The organism is Pseudomonas sp. ZY71, from assembly GCF_036542145.1.
Classification (GTDB): domain Bacteria; phylum Pseudomonadota; class Gammaproteobacteria; order Pseudomonadales; family Pseudomonadaceae; genus Aquipseudomonas; species Aquipseudomonas koreensis_A.
In genome coordinates this window covers 4,252,897-4,272,924 of the sequence record NZ_CP144274.1, presented here as the reverse complement: position 1 = coordinate 4,272,924, position 20,028 = coordinate 4,252,897, and the positions used below count along the sequence as shown (strand labels likewise).

Sequence of the window (20,028 nt, the reverse complement as noted above, 5' to 3'; positions counted from 1 at the left end):
GGTCAAATCCTCACTGAACCGCGACTGCAGGCGTGTTCCACAACACGACCGCAGCGGTCACCAGCAAATTGATCAGGGTCAGTGGCAGGCAGAATTTCCAGCTGAAATCCATCACCTGGTCATAACGCGGACGCGGAATGGAAGCGCGCAGCAGGATGAACAGCATGATGAAGAACGCGGTCTTCAGTGCGAACCAGACGAAGGCCAGTTGCGGCAGGATGCCGAACGGACCGTGCCAGCCACCGAAGAACAGGGTGACCAGCAGCGCCGAGATCAGGATGATGCCGATGTATTCACCGACGAAGAACATGCCCCATTTCATACCGGCGTATTCAATGTGGTAACCGTCGGCCAGTTCCTGTTCCGCTTCCGGCTGGTCGAACGGGTGACGGTGAGTCACGGCGACGCCAGCGATGAAGAAGGTACAGAAGCCGAAGAACTGCGGAATGATGAACCACAGGTTCTGCGCCTGGTACTCGACGATGTCGCGCATGTTGAACGAGCCGACCTGAACCACGATGCCCATCAGGGCCAGGCCCATGAACACTTCGTAGGACACGGTCTGCGCCGACGCACGCAAGCTGCCGAGCAGGGCGAACTTGTTGTTACTCGACCAGCCGGCGAACAGCACCGCGTAGACCGACAGACCGGCCATGGCGAAGAAGAACAGCAGGCCGATGTTCAGATCCGCGACGCCCCAGGTCGGGGTGATCGGGATGATCGCAAACGCGATCAGCAGGGCGGACATCGCCACCACCGGCGCCAAAGTGAAAATCACTTTATCGGCAAACGGCGGAGTCCAGTCTTCCTTGAAGAACATCTTCAGCATGTCGGCGGCGATCTGGAACATACCGAACGGGCCAACGCGGTTCGGACCGTAACGGTCCTGCCACCAGCCCAGCAGGCGACGTTCGACAAAGCTGAGCAACGCGCCCGCGACCACCACGGCCAGCAGAATCACGATGGCTTTGACGACCGAGAGGATCACATCGATCACTTCAGGGGTGAACCAGGTCATTGCGCTGCCTCCTGCAGACCGTCGACGGATACGCCGGCGAATGCCGGTGGAATGCCGGCGATGCCCGCAGGCAATGCCACCAGACCGGCGCCCAGTTCTTCATTGATGCGCAGCGGCAGACGCAGGGTCTGGCCGGCCACGTTCAGGCTCAGCAGAGCACCGTCGTTGACGCCCAGACGATCCGCTTCGGACTTGGCCAGAGCCACGTATGGAGCCGGAATGCGCTCTTGAACCGGCGCGGCTTTCGAAGAGTTTTCTTCGCTGCCGAACAGGTGGAAGAACGGCACGGCTTGCCAGGTACCCGGCGCCGGGTTGAATGCGCGCGGTGCAGCAGCGAACCAGTTCAGCGAATCACCGGTGCTTTCGATCAGGCGGGTGCCCGGGTCGCCAGCGCGGATGTGACCACCGACTTCGTCCTGGAACTTGTTCCACGCTTGTGGCGAGTTCCAGCCAGGCGACCATGCAAATGGCACCTGCTGACGCGGTTCGGCAGAGCCCGAGTAACCTTCCATGGAGAAGGCGAACGCGGTGTCCTTGTCTTGCGGGGTGCGCGGTTCGTGAACGCTGATGTCGGCGCGCATTGCGGTGCGACCGGAATAACGCAGCGGCTCACGCGCCAGTTTCAGACCCTTGATGCGGAACGCCGCCGATGGTGCAGCGTCGACGATACGCGCCAGTTGCTCGGTGCTCGAAGCAACGGCAGCGGTGACGTGGTCAAGTTGCGTCCAGTCGATCGGCTGGTTCAGCAGGGTGGCGCGCAGGGCGTGCAGCCAGCGCCAGCCTTCGTGAACCAGAATGCTCGCGTCCATGTATTGCGGGTCGAAAACCTGGAAGAAGCGCTGGGCGCGACCTTCCTGGCTGACCAGCGTACCGTCGCCTTCGGCGAAGCTGGCCGCTGGCAGAACCAGCTGCGCGCGGTCGCTGGTAGCCGTCTTCTGATGGTCAGCAACGATCACCACTTGCGCAGCGTTCAGTGCAGCATCGACTTTTTCTTTGGCAGTGCGGGTGTACAGATCGTTTTCCAGCACGACGATAGCGTCGGCCTTGCCGTCGATGACTGCTTGCAGCGCCGCGTCGACCGATTCGCCACCGAGCATGGCCAGACCGAGGCTGTTGGCTTCCGGCACGATCAGGCTGATCGAACCGTTCTTCTCGCGCAGCTTCAGCGCCTTGGCGATGTTCGCCGCGGCTTCGATCAAGGCTTTGGAGCCCAGCGAAGTACCGGCAATGATCAGCGGACGTTTTGCAGCGAGCAGGGCGTCAGCGATGCGCTGAGCCAGTTGCAGTGCTTCGGCGTCCAGACCTTCAACGGCCGGGGCGCTGGCGTCCAGCGCGTGAGCCACGGCGAAACCGATGCGTGCCAGATCGTCAGGAGCGGCGTGTACGCATTCTTCAGCGATGTCGTCGAGCTTGGTTTCCGCCAGGCTGGCGATGAACAGCGGGTTCAGCGCGTGCTGACCGATGTTCTTCACGGCGGCGTCGAGCCAAGGCTGAACGCGCATGGCTTCGGCCATGTCTTCGGCTTTGCCTTTGACCGATTGACGCAGGGACAGCGCCACACGGGCGGCGGTCTGGGTCAGGTCTTCACCGAGCACGAAAATCGCGTCGTGATCTTCGATGTCGCGCATGTTCGGCACTGGCAGCGGGCTGTCTTTCAGCACTTGCAGGACCAGACGGATGCGTTCCAGTTCGGAGGCTTCGATGCCCGAGTAGAAGTGCTCGGCGCCAACCAGTTCACGCAACGCGTAGTTGCTTTCAAGGCTGGCACGCGGCGAACCGATACCAACGATGTTGCGCCCGCGCAGCAGATCAGCAGCTTTATCCAGTGCAGCGTCGAGGCCCAGCTTGGTGCCGTCGGCCAGCAGTGGCTGACGTGGACGGTCGGTGCGGTTGACGTAGCCATAACCGAAACGGCCACGGTCGCACAGGAAATACTGGTTCACCGAACCGTTGAAACGGTTTTCGATGCGACGCAGCTCGCCGTAACGCTCGCCCGGGGAGATGTTGCAACCGCTCGAGCAGCCATGGCAGATGCTCGGCGCGAACTGCATGTCCCACTTGCGGTTGTAGCGCTCGGAGTGAGTCTTGTCGGTGAACACACCGGTCGGGCAGACCTCGGTGAGGTTGCCGGAGAACTCGCTTTCGAGGGTGCCGTCTTCAACGCGACCGAAGTACACGTTGTCGTGGGCGCCGAACACACCGAGGTCGGTGCCGCCAGCATAATCCTTGTAGAAACGCACGCAGCGGTAGCAAGCGATGCAGCGGTTCATTTCGTGGGAAATGAACGGGCCCAGTTGCTGATTCTGGTGGGTGCGTTTGGTGAAGCGATAACGGCGCTCGTTGTGGCCGGTCATCACGGTCATGTCTTGCAGGTGGCAATGACCGCCTTCTTCGCACACAGGGCAGTCGTGCGGGTGGTTGGTCATCAGCCATTCAACAACACTGGCGCGGAACGCCTTGGATTCTTCATCTTCGATGGAGATCCAGGTGTTGTCGGTGGCAGGGGTCATGCAGGACATGACGATGCGACCACGGGTGTCGTTCTCGTCGGTGTACTGCTTGACCGCGCACTGGCGGCAAGCCCCGACGCTACCAAGCGCGGGGTGCCAGCAGAAATAAGGGATGTCGAGGCCCAGCGACAGACATGCCTGTAACAGGTTGTCTGCCCCGTCGACTTCGAGCGCTTTGCCGTCTACGTGGATAGTGGCCATGGTTCAAAGGTCTTCGTTGGCCCGGTGTCAGCGGGCGTGGCTAATGGAATCTTGTTATCCGTCCGAATCCAGTCAGCCCCGAAAGGCGTCATCGGACGAAAGGCGAAGGGCACGGACCCTTCGCCTTTTAAGCGTTTACGCGCCGATTACGATCGGCCTTGCCAGAGGCGGGACGGCGGCGCTGACTGGCGCGATACCGGCTTCGAACTCTGGACGGAAGTATTTGATGGCACTGCCCAACGGTTCCACGGCACCCGGTGCGTGAGCACAGAAGGTCTTGCCCGGGCCGAGGAAGTTGACCAGACCCAGCAGGGTCTCGATGTCGCCCGGCTGACCGCGGCCTTGTTCGATGGCCATCAGCAGCTTGACGCTCCATGGCAAACCATCGCGGCACGGGGTGCAGAAACCGCACGACTCGCGAGCGAAGAACTGCTCCATGTTGCGCAGCAGCGAGACCATGTTGACGCTGTCGTCCACCGCCATGGCCAGGCCGGTACCCATACGGGTGCCCACTTTGGCGATGCCGCCGGCGTACATCTGGGCGTCGAGGTGTTCAGGCAGGAGGAAACCGGTACCGGCGCCACCTGGCTGCCAGGCCTTGAGCTTGAAGCCGTCGCGCATGCCGCCGGCGTAGTCTTCGAACAACTCACGACCGGTGACGCCGAATGGCAGTTCCCACAGGCCGGGGTTTTTGACTTTGCCGGAGAAGCCCATGAGCTTGGTGCCCATGTCTTCGCTGCCTTCGCGGGCCAACGATTTGTACCAGTCCACGCCGTCGGCAATGATCGCCGGCACGTTGCACAGGGTTTCGACGTTGTTCACGCAGGTCGGCTTGCCCCACACGCCGACGGCGGCAGGGAAGGGCGGCTTGGAGCGCGGGTTGGCGCGGCGGCCTTCGAGGGAGTTGATCAGTGCGGTTTCTTCACCGCAGATGTAACGCCCGGCGCCGGTGTGGACGAACAGCTCGAAATCAAAGCCGCTGCCCAGAATGTTCTTGCCCAGCAGGCCCGCAGCCTTGGCTTCTTCCACGGCACGGTTGAGGTGCTTGGCGGCGGTGGTGTATTCGCCACGCAGGAAGATGTAGCCACGGTAGGTTTTCAGTGCGCGAGCACTGATCAGCATGCCTTCGATCAGCAGATGGGGCAGTTGCTCCATCAGCATGCGGTCTTTCCAGGTGTTCGGCTCCATCTCATCCGCGTTGCACAGCAGGTAGCGGATGTTGATGGATTCGTCCTTGGGCATCAGGCCCCACTTCACGCCCGTGGGGAAGCCTGCACCACCGCGACCTTTGAGGCCGGCGTCTTTCACGGTCTGGACGATAGCGTCCTGATCCATGTCGGCGAAGGCTTTGCGCGCAGCGGCGTAACCGTTCTTGGCCTGGTACTCGTCGAGCCACACGGCTTCGCCGTCGTCACGCAGACGCCAGGTCAGTGGGTGAGTCTCGGCCGAACGCTGAATGCGGTTGGCAGGACCGAAAGATGTCAGGGTCATACGTAGCCCTCGAGCAGTTTGGCGACGCCAGCAGGCTGCACATCACCAAAGGTGTCGTCGTCGATCATCAGCGCCGGTGCCTTGTCGCAGTTGCCGAGGCAGCAGACAGGCAGCAGGGTGAAACGACCGTCGCTGGTGGTCTGACCCAGGCCGATGCCCAGATTGTTCTGGATTTCGCTGACCACCGACTCGTGGCCGCCGATGTAGCAGACCATGCTGTCGCAGACGCGAATGATGTGACGGCCAACCGGCTGACGGAAAATCTGGCTATAGAACGTCGCCACACCTTCAACGTCGCTGGCCGGGATGCCGAGGATCTCGCCGATCGCGTACAAGGCGCCATCCGGCACCCAGCCGCGTTCCTTCTGAACGATCTTCAGGGCTTCGATCGACGCCGCGCGCGGGTCTTCGTAGTGATGCAGCTCGTGCTCGATGGCCGAGCGCTCGGTTTCACTGAGGGTGAAACGGTCTGTCTGGATAAGCGTGCTGTTCATGCTTAGCGGTCCACGTCGGCCATAACGAAATCGATACTACCCAGGTACGCAATCATGTCCGCGACCATGCTGCCTTTGATCACCGAAGGGATCTGTTGCAGATGCGGGAAGCTTGGAGTGCGGATCCGGGTACGGTAGCTCATGGTGCCGCCGTCGCTCGTCAGGTAATAACTGTTGATGCCCTTGGTCGCTTCGATCATCTGGAAGGATTCGTTGGCCGGCATCACCGGGCCCCACGAAACTTGCAGGAAGTGCGTGATCAAGGTTTCGATGTGCTGCAGCGTGCGCTCTTTCGGCGGCGGCGTGGTCAGCGGGTGATCCGCCTTGTACGGGCCTTCCGGCATGTTGCGCATGCACTGGTCGATGATCTTGATGCTCTGGCGCATTTCTTCAACGCGAACCATGCAGCGGTCGTAGGCATCGCCATTGGCGGCCAGCGGCACTTCGAACTCGAAGTTCTCGTAGCCCGAGTACGGACGTGCTTTACGCAGGTCGAAATCGCAACCGGTCGAACGCAGGCCAGCACCGGTGACGCCCCATTCCAGGGCTTCTTTGGTGTTGTACTGGGCGACGCCGATGGTACGGCCCTTGAGAATGCTGTTCTGCAGGGCAGCCTTGGTGTATTCGTCGAGGCGTTTTGGCAGCCATTCAACGAAGTCTTTCACCAGTTTTTCCCAGCCGCGCGGCAGGTCGTGGGCGACGCCACCGATGCGGTACCAGGCCGGGTGCAGACGGAAACCGGTGATGGCTTCGATCACCGTGTACGCCTTCTGGCGGTCGGTGAAGGTGAAGAACACCGGAGTCATGGCGCCGACGTCCTGGATATAAGTCCCGAGGAACAGCAGGTGGCTGGTGATCCGGAAGAACTCGGCCATCATGATGCGGATGACGTCGACCTTCTCAGGCACCTTGATGCCGGCCAGCTTCTCGACCGAGAGTACGTACGGCAGGTTGTTCATCACGCCGCCGAGGTAATCGATACGGTCGGTGTACGGGATGAAACTGTGCCACGACTGACGCTCGGCCATCTTCTCGGCACCACGGTGGTGGTAACCGATGTCTGGCACGCAGTCGACGATCTCTTCACCGTCCAGTTGCAGAATGATGCGGAACGCACCGTGCGCCGAAGGGTGGTTCGGGCCGAGGTTGAGGAACATGTAGTCCTCGTTCGGGCCGGAACGCTTCATGCCCCAGTCTTCAGGACGGAAGCGCGCGGCTTCTTCCTCAAGCTGTTGCTTGGCGAGGTTGAGGCTGTACGGATCGAATTCGGTGGCGCGCGCCGGGAAGTCCTTGCGCAGCGGGTGACCTTCCCAGGTCGGCGGCATCATGATGCGCGACAGGTGCGGGTGACCTTTGAAGTCGATGCCGAACATGTCCCAGACTTCACGCTCGTACCAGTTGGCGTTCGGCCAGATGCTGGTGACGGTCGGCAAGCTGAGGTCGCTCTCGGACAAGGCGACCTTGATCATCACGTCACTATTACGCTCCAGCGACATGAGGTGATAGAACACGGTGAACTCGGCGTCGCTCGGCAGCCCTTGACGCTTGGTGCGCAGACGCTCGTCCACACCGTGCAGGTCATAGAGCATGACGTACGGCTTGGGCAGGTTGCGCAGGAAGGTCAGGACTTCGACGAGTTTGGCACGCGCCACCCACAGCACCGGCATGCCGGTGCGGGTCGGCTGGGCGGTGAACGCCTCCGGGCCAAAACGGTTGTTCAATTCAACGACCACATCCTGGTCGTCTGCCTTATAAGGCGGGATGTACAGAGCACTGCCTGTAGTCATGGTTATTTTTTCGCTTTCGGTCAACGTAAAGAATGAAGCCAGCTTCTCGTTTCTTTGTCAGAACAGATCTGGATCAGACTTCGTCAGGGCTGCGCAGGTTGGTGACTGCGATTCGCTGTTCGCGGCGCTGTTCCTTCTGCGAAGGCATGTCGGCGCGATAAACGCCTTGATCACCAACGACCCAGGAAAGCGGACGACGCTCCTTGCCGATCGATTCCTGCAACAGCATCAAGCCTTGCAGAAATGCTTCCGGACGAGGAGGGCAGCCAGGTACGTAGACGTCCACGGGCAGGAACTTGTCCACCCCTTGAACCACAGAGTAGATGTCGTACATGCCACCGGAGTTAGCGCACGAACCCATGGAGATAACCCACTTCGGCTCGAGCATCTGCTCGTAGAGACGCTGGATGATCGGCGCCATCTTGATGAAGCAGGTGCCGGCGATAACCATGAAGTCGGCCTGACGCGGCGATGCCCGGATCACTTCGGCGCCAAAGCGCGCGATGTCGTGGGGCGCCGTGAAGGCGGTGGTCATTTCCACGTAGCAGCACGACAGGCCGAAGTTGTACGGCCACAGGGAGTTCTTACGTCCCCAGTTGACCGCGCCACTCAGCACGTCTTCCAGCTTGCCCATGAAAATGTTTTTGTGGACTTGATCTTCTAACGGATCGGAAACGGTTTCCCGTTCGCCAATCGGATACTGCTCGTTAGGAGCATCGGGGTCGATCCTGGTGAGATTGTATTGCATTGCCAAAGCCTCATTGTTTCAGCTTCGCCTGCCGCTTGCGACGAGCTTCCGGAGCCCAGTCAAGGGCGCCCACTCGGAACAGGTAGACAAGACCTGCCAACAGAATTGCTATGAAAACGAGAGCTTCGACGAATCCGGTCCAGCCGCTTTCGCGGACGGACACAGACCATGCAAAGAGAAAGAGGGCTTCGATATCGAAGATCACGAAGAGCATCGCGACCAGATAGAATTTGGCTGAGAGCCGCAAGCGGGCGCCACCGGTGGGTAGCATGCCGGACTCGAACGGTTCGTTTTTGCTGCGACCCCAGGCTTTTGACCCAAGGAGGCTGGAGACGCCAAGCATGAAGGCACACAGGCCGACGACACCCAGAAGGAAAATGGCAAAGCCCCAGTTGTGGGCCATGAGTCCTGTCGCTTCGGGCATGCTGGTAATCCTTAACAGAGAGCAAAGGTCTCTGAGCTTGATAAAGAAATAGGCAGTGACGATATGTCGCAGCAATCAATCGCGCTGATTTTATGGCTAAACACCCTGCAAGTAAAATTCCTATAGCGAAATTATTTATTGGAATAAGGACATAGCGCATCTCCAATGCCCTGCAGCCCATGCGTAGCGGGCATTAGGCGGGTTTATGCAAATAATGTTTTGTAGGGAATGTAACGAACATAGTTGCGGCTAAATGATAATTGATATCGTTTGGAGTGGTTTTGTAACTGTTTAACGGGATGTCAGTTGGGAAGTTGTCTTACTTGCACGTTACTGCAAGTAGCGACGGCGCCCGTTTTAGCGGATTTTTCTGACGGTTGTACCGCTCTGGATCAATGTTTTCTCCGAACGACGCCGATCCCTGTAGGAGTGAGCCTGCTCGCGATAGCGGTGGCTCAGTCACCGCTGCGCAAACTGACCCACCGCTATCGCGAGCAGGCTCACTCCTACAGGGATTTGTGGTGTTCATTGAATCGGGGCAAAAAAAAACGCCCCGAACCAGTCGGGGCGTCAGTTTTTCGGCTCTGCAGTTAGCTTTCTGTACGATCCGCAGAGGCCGTTTGCTCAGCGAAGCCGAATCAGTGGAACTGTTCTTCTTCAGTCGAACCGGTCAGTGCGGTTACCGAAGACGAGCCACCTTGAATCACGGTGGTCATGTCGTCGAAGTAGCCGGTGCCCACTTCCTGCTGGTGCGCCACGAAGGTGTAACCCTTGGCAGCGTCGGCGAATTCCTGCTCTTGCAGCTTCACGTAGGCAGTCATGTCGTTACGGGCGTAGTCGTGCGCCAGGTTGAACATGCTGTGCCACATGTTGTGAATGCCGGCCAGGGTGATGAACTGGTGCTTGTAACCCATGGCGGACAGTTCGCGCTGGAACTTGGCGATGGTCGCGTCGTCGAGGTTTTTCTTCCAGTTGAAGGAAGGCGAGCAGTTGTACGACAGCAGTTGGTCCGGGTATTCCTTTTTGATCGCTTCGGCAAAGCGACGAGCCTCGTCCAGATCCGGCTTGGCGGTTTCGCACCAGATCAGGTCGGCGTATGGCGCGTAAGCCAGGCCACGGGCGATGGCTTGATCGAGGCCAGCGCGAACCTTGTAGAAACCTTCCTGAGTGCGCTCGCCAGTCACGAACGGCTGATCGTACGGGTCGCAATCGGAGGTCAGCAGGTCAGCAGCGTTGGCGTCGGTACGGGCCAGGATGATGGTCGGAGTACCGGCAACGTCAGCCGCTAGACGTGCAGCGGTCAGCTTCTGTACGGCTTCCTGAGTTGGAACCAGTACTTTACCGCCCATGTGACCGCATTTTTTCACGGAAGCCAGTTGGTCTTCGAAGTGAACGCCGGCGGCGCCTGCTTCGATCATGCTCTTCATCAGCTCGTAAGCGTTCAGAACGCCGCCGAAACCGGCTTCAGCGTCAGCCACGATCGGTGCGAAGTAGTCGATGTAGCCATCGTCGCCCGGGTTCTTGCCGGCTTTCCACTGGATCTGGTCAGCACGACGGAACGAGTTGTTGATGCGCTTGACCACGGTTGGCACCGAGTCCACCGGGTACAGCGACTGGTCCGGGTACATGGATTCTGCGGAGTTGTTGTCCGCAGCCACTTGCCAGCCCGACAGGTAGATCGCCTGGATACCGGCTTTAACCTGCTGAACAGCCTGGCCGCCGGTCAGGGCGCCCATGCAGTTGACGAAATCTTTCTCAGGACGGAAGGACGGCTTGGCACCCTGGGTGACCAGGTTCCACAGCTTGTCGGCGCCCATTTTTGCAAAGGTGTGCTCAGGTTGAACCGAGCCACGCAGACGGACGACGTCAGCAGCGGAGTAAGTGCGTGTCACGCCTTTCCAGCGCGGGTTTTCAGCCCAGTCTTTTTCGAGGGCTGCAATTTGCTGTTCGCGTGTCAGTGCCATGGAGATAAACCTCGTCGCGTCTTTATGAAAAGTTGTTCTGCGGTGGAAAATTCCTGCGCTCGCTGACCAGAAGCTTAGGTGATCAAGTCGGATTCGGCGGGGTAGGCGACGGGATGAACGATGGGCTCGAGGGGAAGTGAGCAGGTAGTGGCGGACTGCGGGCGCATGCGGGCGTCGTGGGCCTTTATACGGTCTACAGTGTGATGCCGGGTTACCTAAATACGCTTCCGTCCCTCGGGACAACTTCGTTCCAGTCGGCAACCTCGTCAAACACACCTTGTGGGCGGTACAGACACGAAGCGGTTCGCGGGGTAGGTGCGAACATCGCTTCGAAGGCCCTTGCCAGGGCCTCTGATTAGCGGGAGCGAGGCCATCATGCCTTCGCTTTTTTACCCCGTCAAACGTTTTGTAGTGCTTTTTTTCAAGCACTACATCTTTCGTCTAATACGACTAATCAGTCAGTTTTTGGTGCTTTAGTCCAAGGCGTCGACTTTGACCCGCAAGGTCATGTCATCCCGGCCTTGAGTCGAGTAGCTGCGGGTCAGGCCCTGTTTGTCGGCCTGAGTCTGGCGATTGACGCCGGCAAGGGTGATCCATTCGCCGAGGCGCCCGCTGACAGTTGTGTCGGTGCTTTGCACGTTCACTACATCGGGACGTTCCTGGCTCATGCGGTCACGGTTGGTGCTGATCGCCAGGTGAACGATGTCGCCGGTGACGCTGGCGGTAACGTAGAAACCCTGGGTGACGTTGCGGTATTGCGTCTGGCTGCTGTAATCGCCATAGGAGTTGGTCTGGCTGCTGGTGATCGGCACACTTTGACCGACCTGAATCAGCGCCGGCATGCCATCGGTGGCCTGCACTTGCTGGACGCCGCCTTCACGGCTGGCGGTGCTGCGGCTGATGATGCGGGTCTGGTTTGGCTGCGCGCCGTTGACCGAATAGCCTTCGTCGCCACGGCCATTGTTTTCGTTAGTGTCGACGGTGATCAGCAGGCGCTTGGGTGCGGTGTCCAATTGCGTGATCAGGGCTTTGAGTTCCTGAATCTTGTCCGGCTCGGCCTTGATGATCAGCTGGTTGCCATAGGCGCTGACCTGACCGTCCTTGCCGAGGAAGTCTTGCGCCATCGGCAGCATGTCGGCGCTGGTGCGGTAATTGAGAGGCACGATTTCTGTGGCTGCCATCACCGAAAAACTGCAACCGAGCAGCAGGGTGGTGAGCAGGGTGCGTAGGGACATGTCCGTTATCTCCGCTTTCGAAAGGCTTGATATTGCCAGTTTGTCGGCCCGGGGTGGGGCAAGTTGAATCGTAGACAGCAAAACGCCCCGGCATCGGTTAGATGTCGGGGCGTTTTGTGGTGTGCTTGCGGGCGCCATCGCGAGCAGGCTCACTCCTACAGTGAATCGCATTTCAATTGTAGGAGTGAGCCTGCTCGCGATCGCCGCGCCGCGGTCTTACGCCGAATGGCGAACCATATCGACGTGCGGAATCCCTGCTTCCAGGAACTCCTCACTGACCAGGCTGAAACCCAGGCGCTCATAAAACGCCGTAGCCTGCACCTGAGCGCTGAGCATCTGCTGCTTCAGACCGCGCGCTTCAGCTTCAGCAATGACCGCTTGCATCAGCGCATCACCGACCTTCATCCCGCGCCAGTCTTTCAGCACCGAAACCCGGCCGATGTGCCCATCAGGCAACAGCCGCGCAGTACCAATCGGAAAGTCGCCTTCAAACGCCAGAAAATGCACGGCGGTCGCGTCATCCGCGTCCCATTCCAGCTCAGGTGGAACCGATTGTTCGGCGATGAACACCGTTTCACGAATGCGCCGGATCTCGGCGATATCCTTCTGCCAGTCTGCGACACGTACGCGAATCTTATTCATCGGCGAACCCCAGGCTCCCTTGCTTGACCAACTGGCACAGCAGGCCGCAAGCGTCTTCGTCGTTCAGCCACTCACCGAGGTTGTCAGTGTGCAGGGCGTCAGCGGCGCAGATCAGCTTCAGCAGTTCGCGCAGCTTGCCCGGCAGGTAACGGCTCTGGCCGCTGGCGAACAGCAGCAGGTCGTCATCGACTTCCGACCAGGCCAGGCGCGCGCTCGGGTTGCGGATCAGAATGGCGCCATCCTGCAGGGCGGCGAGGAAGTCTTCTTCTTCGATTTCTTCCGGGCCGGCCACCAGTTCCGGGTAGCGCGGCTCGGTCATGTACTGGCCGAACCAGGTCAGCAGCAGGCGCTCGTCGCTCATGTGTTCGGCGAGCAGCGCTTTCAGGCGATCCAGTGCATCGTGTTGAATCTGGTGCGGATCGGCTGCTGGCTGTGCGTCGGCATCGGTGTAGCGCTCTTCGTCAGTCAGGAACTGGCTGAGGAAGTCGGTGAAGTGAGTCAGCACTTCAGAGGCGCTTGGTGCGCGGAAACCGACCGAGTAGGTCATGCAGTTGTCGACCGCGACACCGCAGTGCGCCAGACGTGGCGGCAGGTAGAGCATGTCGCCCGGTTCCAGCACCCACTCTTCGGTCTCGTGGAATTCAGCGAGGATGCGCAGATCCGCGTGTTGCAGCAGCGGGCTCTCGGAATCGCACATCTGGCCGATTTTCCAGTTGCGCTTACCGTGGCCTTGCAGCAGGAACACGTCGTAGTTATCGAAGTGCGGACCGACGCTGCCACCCGGAGCGGCGAAGCTGATCATCACGTCGTCGACGCGCCAGCTCGGCAGGAAGCGGAAGTTTTCCAGCAGCTCGCTGACTTCCGGGACGAACTGGTCGACGGCCTGAACCAGCAGGGTCCACTCTTTTTCCGGCAATTTGCTGAATTCGTCTTCAGCGAACGGGCCGCGACGCAGTTCCCATGGACGCTCGCCGTGCTCGATCACCAGGCGCGACTCGACTTCTTCTTCCAGGGCCAGGCCGGCCAGTTCGTCGGCGTCGATCGGGCTTTCGAAGTCAGGAATCGCCTGACGGATCAGCAATGGCTTTTTCTGCCAGTAGTCGCGCAGGAATTCGCGTGCCGTGATGCCGCCCAGAAGTTGAAGAGGAGTATCGGGATTCATATGTAACCTATTGAAAAAAAGCACTTTTCAGACGGGAATAAAAACGCCCGGCGCGGCCGGGCGTCTCAAACGGATCAAGCGGTCGATCAGATGCGTTTGGCTTGCGCTACAGCGTTGCCGATGTAGTTGGCCGGGGTCAGTTGCTTGAGCTCGGCTTTCGCTTGCGCTGGCATGTCCAGGCCGTCGATGAAAGTCTGCAACGCTTCAGGGCTGATGCCCTTGCCACGGGTCAGTTCTTTCAGCTTCTCGTACGGGTTTTCGATGTTGTAGCGGCGCATCACGGTCTGGATCGGCTCAGCCAACACTTCCCAGCAAGCGTCGAGGTCAGCGGCAATCTTCTGCTCGTTGAGCTCCAGTTTGCTGATGCCTTTGAGGCTGGCTTCGTAGGCGATCACGCTGTGGGCGAAGCCGACACCGAGGTTGCGCAGGACGGTGGAGTCGGTCAGGTCGCGCTGCCAGCGGGAGATCGGCAGTTTGCTCGCCAGGTGCTGGAACAGTGCGTTGGCGATGCCCAGGTTGCCTTCGGAGTTTTCGAAGTCGATCGGGTTGACCTTGTGCGGCATGGTCGACGAACCGATTTCGCCAGCGATGGTGCGCTGCTTGAAATAACCCAGGGAGATGTAGCCCCAGATGTCGCGGTCGAAGTCGATCAGAATGGTGTTGAAGCGTGCGATCGCGTCGAACAGCTCGGCGATGTAGTCGTGCGGTTCGATCTGCGTGGTGTACGGGTTGAAACCCAGGCCCAGCTCGTCTTCGATGAAGGCGCGGGCGTTGGCTTCCCAGTCGATCTGCGGGTAGGCCGACAGGTGCGCGTTGTAGTTGCCGACGGCGCCGTTGATCTTGCCCAGCAGCGGCACGGCAGCGACTTGAGCGATCTGGCGCTCGAGACGGTAAACCACGTTCGCCAGCTCTTTACCCAGAGTGGTCGGGGAGGCCGGTTGACCGTGGGTGCGCGACAGCATCGGCACGTCAGCGAAACGGATGGCCAGTTCGCGGATGGCGTTGGCGGTCTGACGCATCAGCGGCAGCATCACGTCGTCACGGCCTTCGCGCAGCATCAGGGCGTGGGACAGGTTGTTGATGTCTTCGCTGGTGCAGGCAAAGTGGATGAACTCGCTGACCTTGGCCAGCTCCGGCAGCTTGGCCGCCTGCTCTTTGAGCAGGTATTCGATCGCTTTGACGTCGTGGTTGGTGGTGCGCTCGATCTCTTTGACGCGCTCGGCGTGCTCCAGCGAGAAGTTTTCAGCCAGTTCATTGAGAACGGCGTTGGCCTCGGCGGAGAAGGCTGGCACTTCAGGGATACCAGCGTGGGCGGCCAGACGCTGGAGCCAGCGCACTTCAACCAGAACACGGGCACGGATCAGACCGTACTCGCTGAAAATCGGGCGCAGGGCCTGGGTTTTGCCGGCGTAGCGGCCGTCAACAGGGGAAACCGCAGTGAGCGAAGAAAGCTGCATGGGGTGTTCTCGGACAGTCGGGCAACGAAATGGGGCGCGTATCATACATGAAAAAATCCGCCGGTCCGTTGCCAACTGACCGGCGTATTACGCGTTACAGACTACAAAGCTTTTATTGCGCGGCGTTTTACTCGCTGCGCATCAACGGATACAGCTCTTTGAGCAGCTTGCGCCGGCTGATCACCAACTGCCAGCGATGGCCGCCGAGCTGCCGCCAAAGGCGTGCCGAGCGGATACCGGCGAGGAGCAGGGCGCGGATCTTAGAGGCGTTGCTCGGCTGCTGCAGATTGCGCATGTCGCCATGCACCTGAATACGTTGGCGCAGGGTACTCAGGGTGTCCTGATACAGCGCACCGCAGGCAGCCACCACGTTTTCGTGAGCCGGGCCGAAATGTTCGACCTGCGACTGGATCTGCGGCAAACGCTTGCCGATGGTGTCGAGCATATCGTTGCGCTTGGCCAGTTGACGCTCCAGACCCAGCATCGACAGGGCATAACGCAACGGCTCGCGCTGCAAAGTGCTCGGGTCGCGCTCGAGGGCGCCGATCAGTGCACGGTAACCTTCGCGCAAATTGATGTCGTCGCCGCCGTACACGTCCAGCGTGTCTTTCGGATCGCGCACCAACAGGCTGCCGAGCATGCAGCTCAGGCCGGCCTCGCTGGTCTGCCCGGTCTTGGCGATCCGGTCGACCAGCACAGCGGCGAGAAACACCCCGCCGAGCGCCGTCAGTTGTTCCTGAGTCGGGCTCATGCCTGGCCGCTCCACGGCTCGGCGACTTCAATCACGCCGCCACCGAGGCAGATTTCACCGTCATAGAACACCACGGACTGTCCCGGCGTCACCGCGCGTTGCGGTTCGTCGAACACCGCGCGATAGCCGCTGGCGGTTTTTTCCAGGGTGCAGGCTTGATCGCTCTGGCGATAACGCACTTTCGCGGTCAGGCGCAGCGGCTGGCTCAGGTCGATCGGGTTGACCCAATAGATTTCCGATGCGAGCAGGGCGCTGGAGAACAGCCACGGATGGTTGTTGCCCTGGCCGACGATCAATTCGTTGGTGTCGAGATCCTTGCGCAGCACGTACCAAGGCTCGTCGCCGGCGTCTTTCAAGCCGCCGATACCGAGGCCCTGGCGCTGACCGATGGTGTGGTACATCAAACCGTGGTGACGGCCGATGACTTCGCCTTCGGTGGTCTTGATCTCGCCCGGTTGCGCCGGCAGGTATTGCTTGAGGAAATCGCTGAAGCGACGCTCGCCGATGAAGCAGATCCCGGTGGAATCCTTCTTCTTGGCGGTGGCCAGCTCGTATTTCTCGGCAATTGCGCGCACTTCCGGCTTTTCCAGTTCGCCGACCGGGAACAGGGTCTTGGCGATCTGTTCGCCGCCAACGGCGTGCAGGAAGTAGCTCTGATCCTTGTTCGGATCGAGGCCCTTGAGCAGTTCGGTGCGACCATCGATGTCACGGCGGCGCACATAGTGGCCGGTGGCGATCAGGTCGGCGCCGAGCATCATGGCGTAGTCGAGGAACGCCTTGAACTTGATTTCGCGGTTACACAGGATGTCCGGGTTCGGTGTACGACCGGCCTTGTATTCGGCGAGGAAATGCTCGAACACGTTGTCCCAGTACTCGGCGGCGAAGTTGGCGGTGTGCAGCTTGATGCCAATCTTGTCGCAGACAGCCTGGGCATCCGCCAGATCGTCCATGGCGGTGCAGTATTCCGTTCCGTCGTCTTCTTCCCAGTTCTTCATGAACAGGCCTTCCACTTCATAGCCCTGCTCGATCAGCAGGAGAGCGGAAACGGAAGAGTCCACGCCGCCGGACATGCCGACAATGACGCGCTTCTTGGATGTGTCAGAAGGGGCTGGATCACGCATAGGGATTCAATGAGTGTCTTGAAAAAGGACGCGATTCTAGCAGGCTCGCGGCCTCAAGGCTAAAGAGAAGGGCGGATCAGTTCGAGGCTGAAGTGATGACCGGCCAGATAATCGTCGATGCAACGGATGATCAGCTCGCTGCGCCAGTTGTCGCGTTGAGTCATTAATTCGTCACGGGTCAGCCACTTGGCGCCGACGATGCCGTCGTCGAGTTGATAATCCGGGTGGTGTTTGATGGCTTTGGCGCTGAAACACACGCGCTGATAGGTCACGCCGTTGCTTGGTGCGGTGTACAGGTAAATGCCGATGACGCCGGTGGGTTCGACGTCCCAGCCGGTTTCTTCGAGGGTTTCGCGCACGGCGGCTTCGACCAGGGTTTCGTCCGGGTCGAGATGGCCGGCGGGCTGGTTGAGCACGTTACGCCCGGCCTTGTGCTCTTCGACCATCAGGAAACGACCGTTGTCCTCGACGATGGTGGCGACGGTGATGTGGGGGAGCCATTCCATAAAACCTTCCTCAAGTCCGGGGTTGAAATGCAATCCAATGTAGGAGTGAGCCTGCTCGCGATAGCGGTGCATCAGCCGCCATTAATGTTGAATGGTATACCGCTATCGCGAGCAGGCTCACTCCTACAGGGGATTTGTGTTGTATTCAGAAACACAAACCCCGGCACAGGGCCGGGGTTCGTTTACAGCGCTACAACCTTAAACCAGCGCAGCAATCGCCGCGTTGAGGGTTGCGCTTGGGCGCATGGCCTTGCTGATCAGCTCGGCATTGGCGTGGTAGTAACCGCCGATGTCGACTGACTTGCCCTGAACGGCGTTGAGCTCGGCAACGATGGTTGCTTCGTTCTCGGTCAGGGTTTTGGCCAAGGTCGCGAACTGCGCTTGCAGTGCCGCGTCTTCAGTCTGGGCGGCCAGGGCTTGAGCCCAGTACATCGCCAGGTAGAAGTGGCTGCCGCGGTTGTCGATGTTGCCGACTTTGCGCGATGGCGACTTGTTGTTGTCGAGGAACTGACCAGTCGCCTGATCCAGAGTCTTCGACAGTACCAGTGCTTTCGGGTTGTTGTAGTTCACACCCAGATGCTCAAGGGACGCTGCCAGTGCGAGGAACTCGCCCAGCGAATCCCAGCGCAGGAAGTTCTCTTCAACCAGTTGCTGCACGTGCTTCGGTGCCGAACCGCCGGCGCCGGTTTCGAACAGGCCACCGCCGTTCATCAGCGGCACGATCGACAGCATCTTGGCGCTGGTGCCCAGTTCCATGATCGGGAACAGGTCGGTCAGGTAGTCGCGCAGTACGTTGCCGGTCACCGAAATGGTGTCCTTGCCTTCGCGGGTGCGCTGCAGGGTGTACTTCATGGCGTCGACCGGTGCCATGATCTGGATGTCCAGACCGGCAGTGTCGTGATCCTTCAGGTATGCCTGAACTTTCTCGATCACTACGCCATCGTGAGCGCGCATCGGGTCCAGCCAGAAAATCGCCGGGGTGCTGCTTGCGCGAGCACGGTTGACGGCCAGTTTGACCCAGTCCTGGATCGGCGCGTCTTTGGTCTGGCACATGCGGAAGATGTCGCCGGCTTCAACAGCCTGTTCCATCAGCAGGTTGCCCTTGCTGTCGGTGACGCGAACCACGCCGTCAGCCTTGATCTGGAAAGTCTTGTCGTGCGAGCCGTACTCTTCGGCTTTCTTCGCCATCAGGCCAACGTTTGGCACGCTGCCCATGGTGGTCGGGTCGAAAGCGCCATTGGCTTTGCAATCTTCGATCACGGCCTGGTAGATGGTCGCGTAGCAACGATCCGGGATCACTGCCTTGGTGTCGTGCAGCTGACCGTCGGTGCCCCACATTTTGCCGGAGTCACGGATCATCGCTGGCATCGAGGCGTCAACGATCACGTCGCTCGGCACGTGCAGGTTGGTGATGCCTTTGTCAGAGTTGACCATCGCCAGCGATGGACGAGCAGCGTAGACGGCGGCCATGTCGGCTTCGATCTGCGCTTGCTGCTCGGCCGGCAGGGCCTTGATGCGCGCGTACAGATCGCCGATGCCGTTGTTCAGGTTGAAGCCGATCTCGGCCAGCACGGCAGCGTGCTTGGTCAGCGCGTCTTTATAGAACTCGGCAACGATCTGGCCGAACATGATCGGGTCGGAGACCTTCATCATGGTCGCTTTCAGGTGCACCGAGAGCAGCACGCCTTGCGCCTTGGCGCTTTCGATTTCAGCAGCGATGAACGCGCGCAGGGCGTTTTTGCTCATCACGGCGCAGTCGAGGATCTCGCCGGCCTGAACGGTGGTTTTTTCTTTCAGAACGGTAGCGGTACCGTCCTTGGCGATCAACTCGATCTTCACGGCGTCAGCGGCGTCGATCAGGGCAGCTTTTTCGCTGCCGTAGAAATCGCCGGTGCTCATGTGAGCGACGTGGGACTTGGAGTCTTTGGCCCAGGCGCCCATTTTGTGCGGGTGCTTGCGAGCGTAGTTCTTCACCGACAGCGGCGCGCGACGGTCAGAGTTGCCTTCACGCAGAACCGGGTTCACGGCGCTGCCCTTGACCTTGTCGTAACGCGCCTTGGCGTCTTTGTCGGCGTCGCTGGTCACGGTTTCCGGGTAGTCCGGCAGGTTGTAACCCTGAGCTTGCAGCTCTTTGATCGCGGCTTGCAGCTGTGGCACCGAAGCGCTGATGTTCGGCAGCTTGATGATGTTGGCTTCAGGCGTAACGGCCAGGTCGCCCAGTTCGGCGAGGTGGTCGGCTACGGCTTTGTCGCCCAGTTGCTCGGGGAAGCTGGCCAGAATGCGCGCTGCAAGAGAGATATCGCGGGTTTCCACGGCGATATCGGCCGAGGCGGTGTAAGCCTCGATGATCGGCAGCAGGGAATAGGTGGCGAGGGCTGGAGCTTCGTCGGTGAAGGTATAGATGATCTTCGAGCGGGTGGGCATATTCGGATTAACTCTCTCTTCTTTGCTAAAGCGTGCGCAGAAACTCGAGGGGCGCCGGGTAAGCGCGTTCGTTCAAAGTCATCCATGAACCGA

General features: G+C 59.9%; 16 protein-coding genes. All 16 read right to left on the bottom strand.

Going from position 1 to position 20,028, the window contains the following annotated elements:
• Nucleotides 1-10 precede the first annotated feature (10 nt).
• Nucleotides 11-1,018, bottom strand: a complete 1,008-nt coding sequence (gene nuoH, locus VY732_RS18930) for an NADH-quinone oxidoreductase subunit NuoH (protein WP_007920179.1) — start codon at nucleotides 1,016-1,018, stop codon at nucleotides 11-13.
• Nucleotides 1,015-3,729, bottom strand: coding sequence for an NADH-quinone oxidoreductase subunit NuoG (gene nuoG / locus VY732_RS18925; RefSeq protein WP_331691481.1), 2,715 nt, complete (start codon nucleotides 3,727-3,729; stop codon nucleotides 1,015-1,017). Before nuoG ends, nuoH begins: the two co-directional genes overlap by 4 nt.
• A gap of 135 nt (nucleotides 3,730-3,864) precedes the next feature.
• The gene (nuoF, locus tag VY732_RS18920) at nucleotides 3,865-5,220 is read right to left on the bottom strand and encodes an NADH-quinone oxidoreductase subunit NuoF (protein ID WP_007920184.1); all 1,356 of its coding nucleotides are present in this window, start codon (nucleotides 5,218-5,220) and stop codon (nucleotides 3,865-3,867) included.
• Nucleotides 5,217-5,714 (bottom strand): NADH-quinone oxidoreductase subunit NuoE, encoded by a 498-nt coding sequence (gene nuoE, locus VY732_RS18915; RefSeq protein WP_331691479.1) that lies wholly within the window; start codon nucleotides 5,712-5,714, stop codon nucleotides 5,217-5,219. Before nuoE ends, nuoF begins: the two co-directional genes overlap by 4 nt.
• A gap of 2 nt (nucleotides 5,715-5,716) precedes the next feature.
• Nucleotides 5,717-7,501: an NADH-quinone oxidoreductase subunit C/D gene (gene nuoC, locus VY732_RS18910; RefSeq protein WP_016987416.1), complete on the bottom strand. Its 1,785-nt coding sequence runs from the start codon at nucleotides 7,499-7,501 to the stop codon at nucleotides 5,717-5,719.
• Nucleotides 7,502-7,574: 73 nt separating this feature from the next.
• Entirely contained in the window at nucleotides 7,575-8,249 is a 675-nt protein-coding gene (locus VY732_RS18905) for a NuoB/complex I 20 kDa subunit family protein (RefSeq protein WP_053121628.1), read from the bottom strand.
• A gap of 10 nt (nucleotides 8,250-8,259) precedes the next feature.
• Nucleotides 8,260-8,673 (bottom strand): NADH-quinone oxidoreductase subunit A, encoded by a 414-nt coding sequence (locus VY732_RS18900; RefSeq protein ID WP_003223812.1) that lies wholly within the window; start codon nucleotides 8,671-8,673, stop codon nucleotides 8,260-8,262.
• A gap of 638 nt (nucleotides 8,674-9,311) precedes the next feature.
• Nucleotides 9,312-10,637 (bottom strand): isocitrate lyase, encoded by a 1,326-nt coding sequence (gene aceA, locus VY732_RS18895; RefSeq protein ID WP_007920195.1) that lies wholly within the window; start codon nucleotides 10,635-10,637, stop codon nucleotides 9,312-9,314.
• A 473-nt stretch (nucleotides 10,638-11,110) separates the two neighbouring features.
• Entirely contained in the window at nucleotides 11,111-11,872 is a 762-nt protein-coding gene (locus VY732_RS18890) for a secretin N-terminal domain-containing protein (protein WP_077573621.1), read from the bottom strand.
• 216 nt (nucleotides 11,873-12,088) lie between these two features.
• Entirely contained in the window at nucleotides 12,089-12,514 is a 426-nt protein-coding gene (locus tag VY732_RS18885) for a GNAT family N-acetyltransferase (RefSeq protein ID WP_025108996.1), read from the bottom strand.
• On the bottom strand, nucleotides 12,507-13,676 hold the full coding sequence (locus VY732_RS18880) for a ribosomal protein uL16 3-hydroxylase (protein ID WP_331691467.1): 1,170 nt from the start codon (nucleotides 13,674-13,676) through the stop codon (nucleotides 12,507-12,509). Before VY732_RS18880 ends, VY732_RS18885 begins: the two co-directional genes overlap by 8 nt.
• 86 nt (nucleotides 13,677-13,762) lie before the next feature.
• A complete protein-coding gene (gene purB, locus VY732_RS18875) occupies nucleotides 13,763-15,133 on the bottom strand; it encodes an adenylosuccinate lyase (protein WP_016987412.1) in 1,371 nt (456 codons plus the stop codon).
• 127 nt (nucleotides 15,134-15,260) lie between these two features.
• Nucleotides 15,261-15,884 (bottom strand): high frequency lysogenization protein HflD, encoded by a 624-nt coding sequence (gene hflD, locus VY732_RS18870; RefSeq protein ID WP_025108999.1) that lies wholly within the window; start codon nucleotides 15,882-15,884, stop codon nucleotides 15,261-15,263.
• Nucleotides 15,881-17,005, bottom strand: a complete 1,125-nt coding sequence (gene mnmA, locus VY732_RS18865; RefSeq protein WP_003223826.1) for a tRNA 2-thiouridine(34) synthase MnmA — start codon at nucleotides 17,003-17,005, stop codon at nucleotides 15,881-15,883. Before mnmA ends, hflD begins: the two co-directional genes overlap by 4 nt.
• 59 nt (nucleotides 17,006-17,064) lie before the next feature.
• The gene (locus VY732_RS18860; RefSeq protein WP_331691466.1) at nucleotides 17,065-17,511 is read right to left on the bottom strand and encodes an NUDIX hydrolase; all 447 of its coding nucleotides are present in this window, start codon (nucleotides 17,509-17,511) and stop codon (nucleotides 17,065-17,067) included.
• A 198-nt stretch (nucleotides 17,512-17,709) separates the two neighbouring features.
• On the bottom strand, nucleotides 17,710-19,935 hold the full coding sequence (locus tag VY732_RS18855) for an NADP-dependent isocitrate dehydrogenase (RefSeq protein ID WP_331691465.1): 2,226 nt from the start codon (nucleotides 19,933-19,935) through the stop codon (nucleotides 17,710-17,712).
• Between the last annotated feature and the right edge of the window lie 93 nt (nucleotides 19,936-20,028).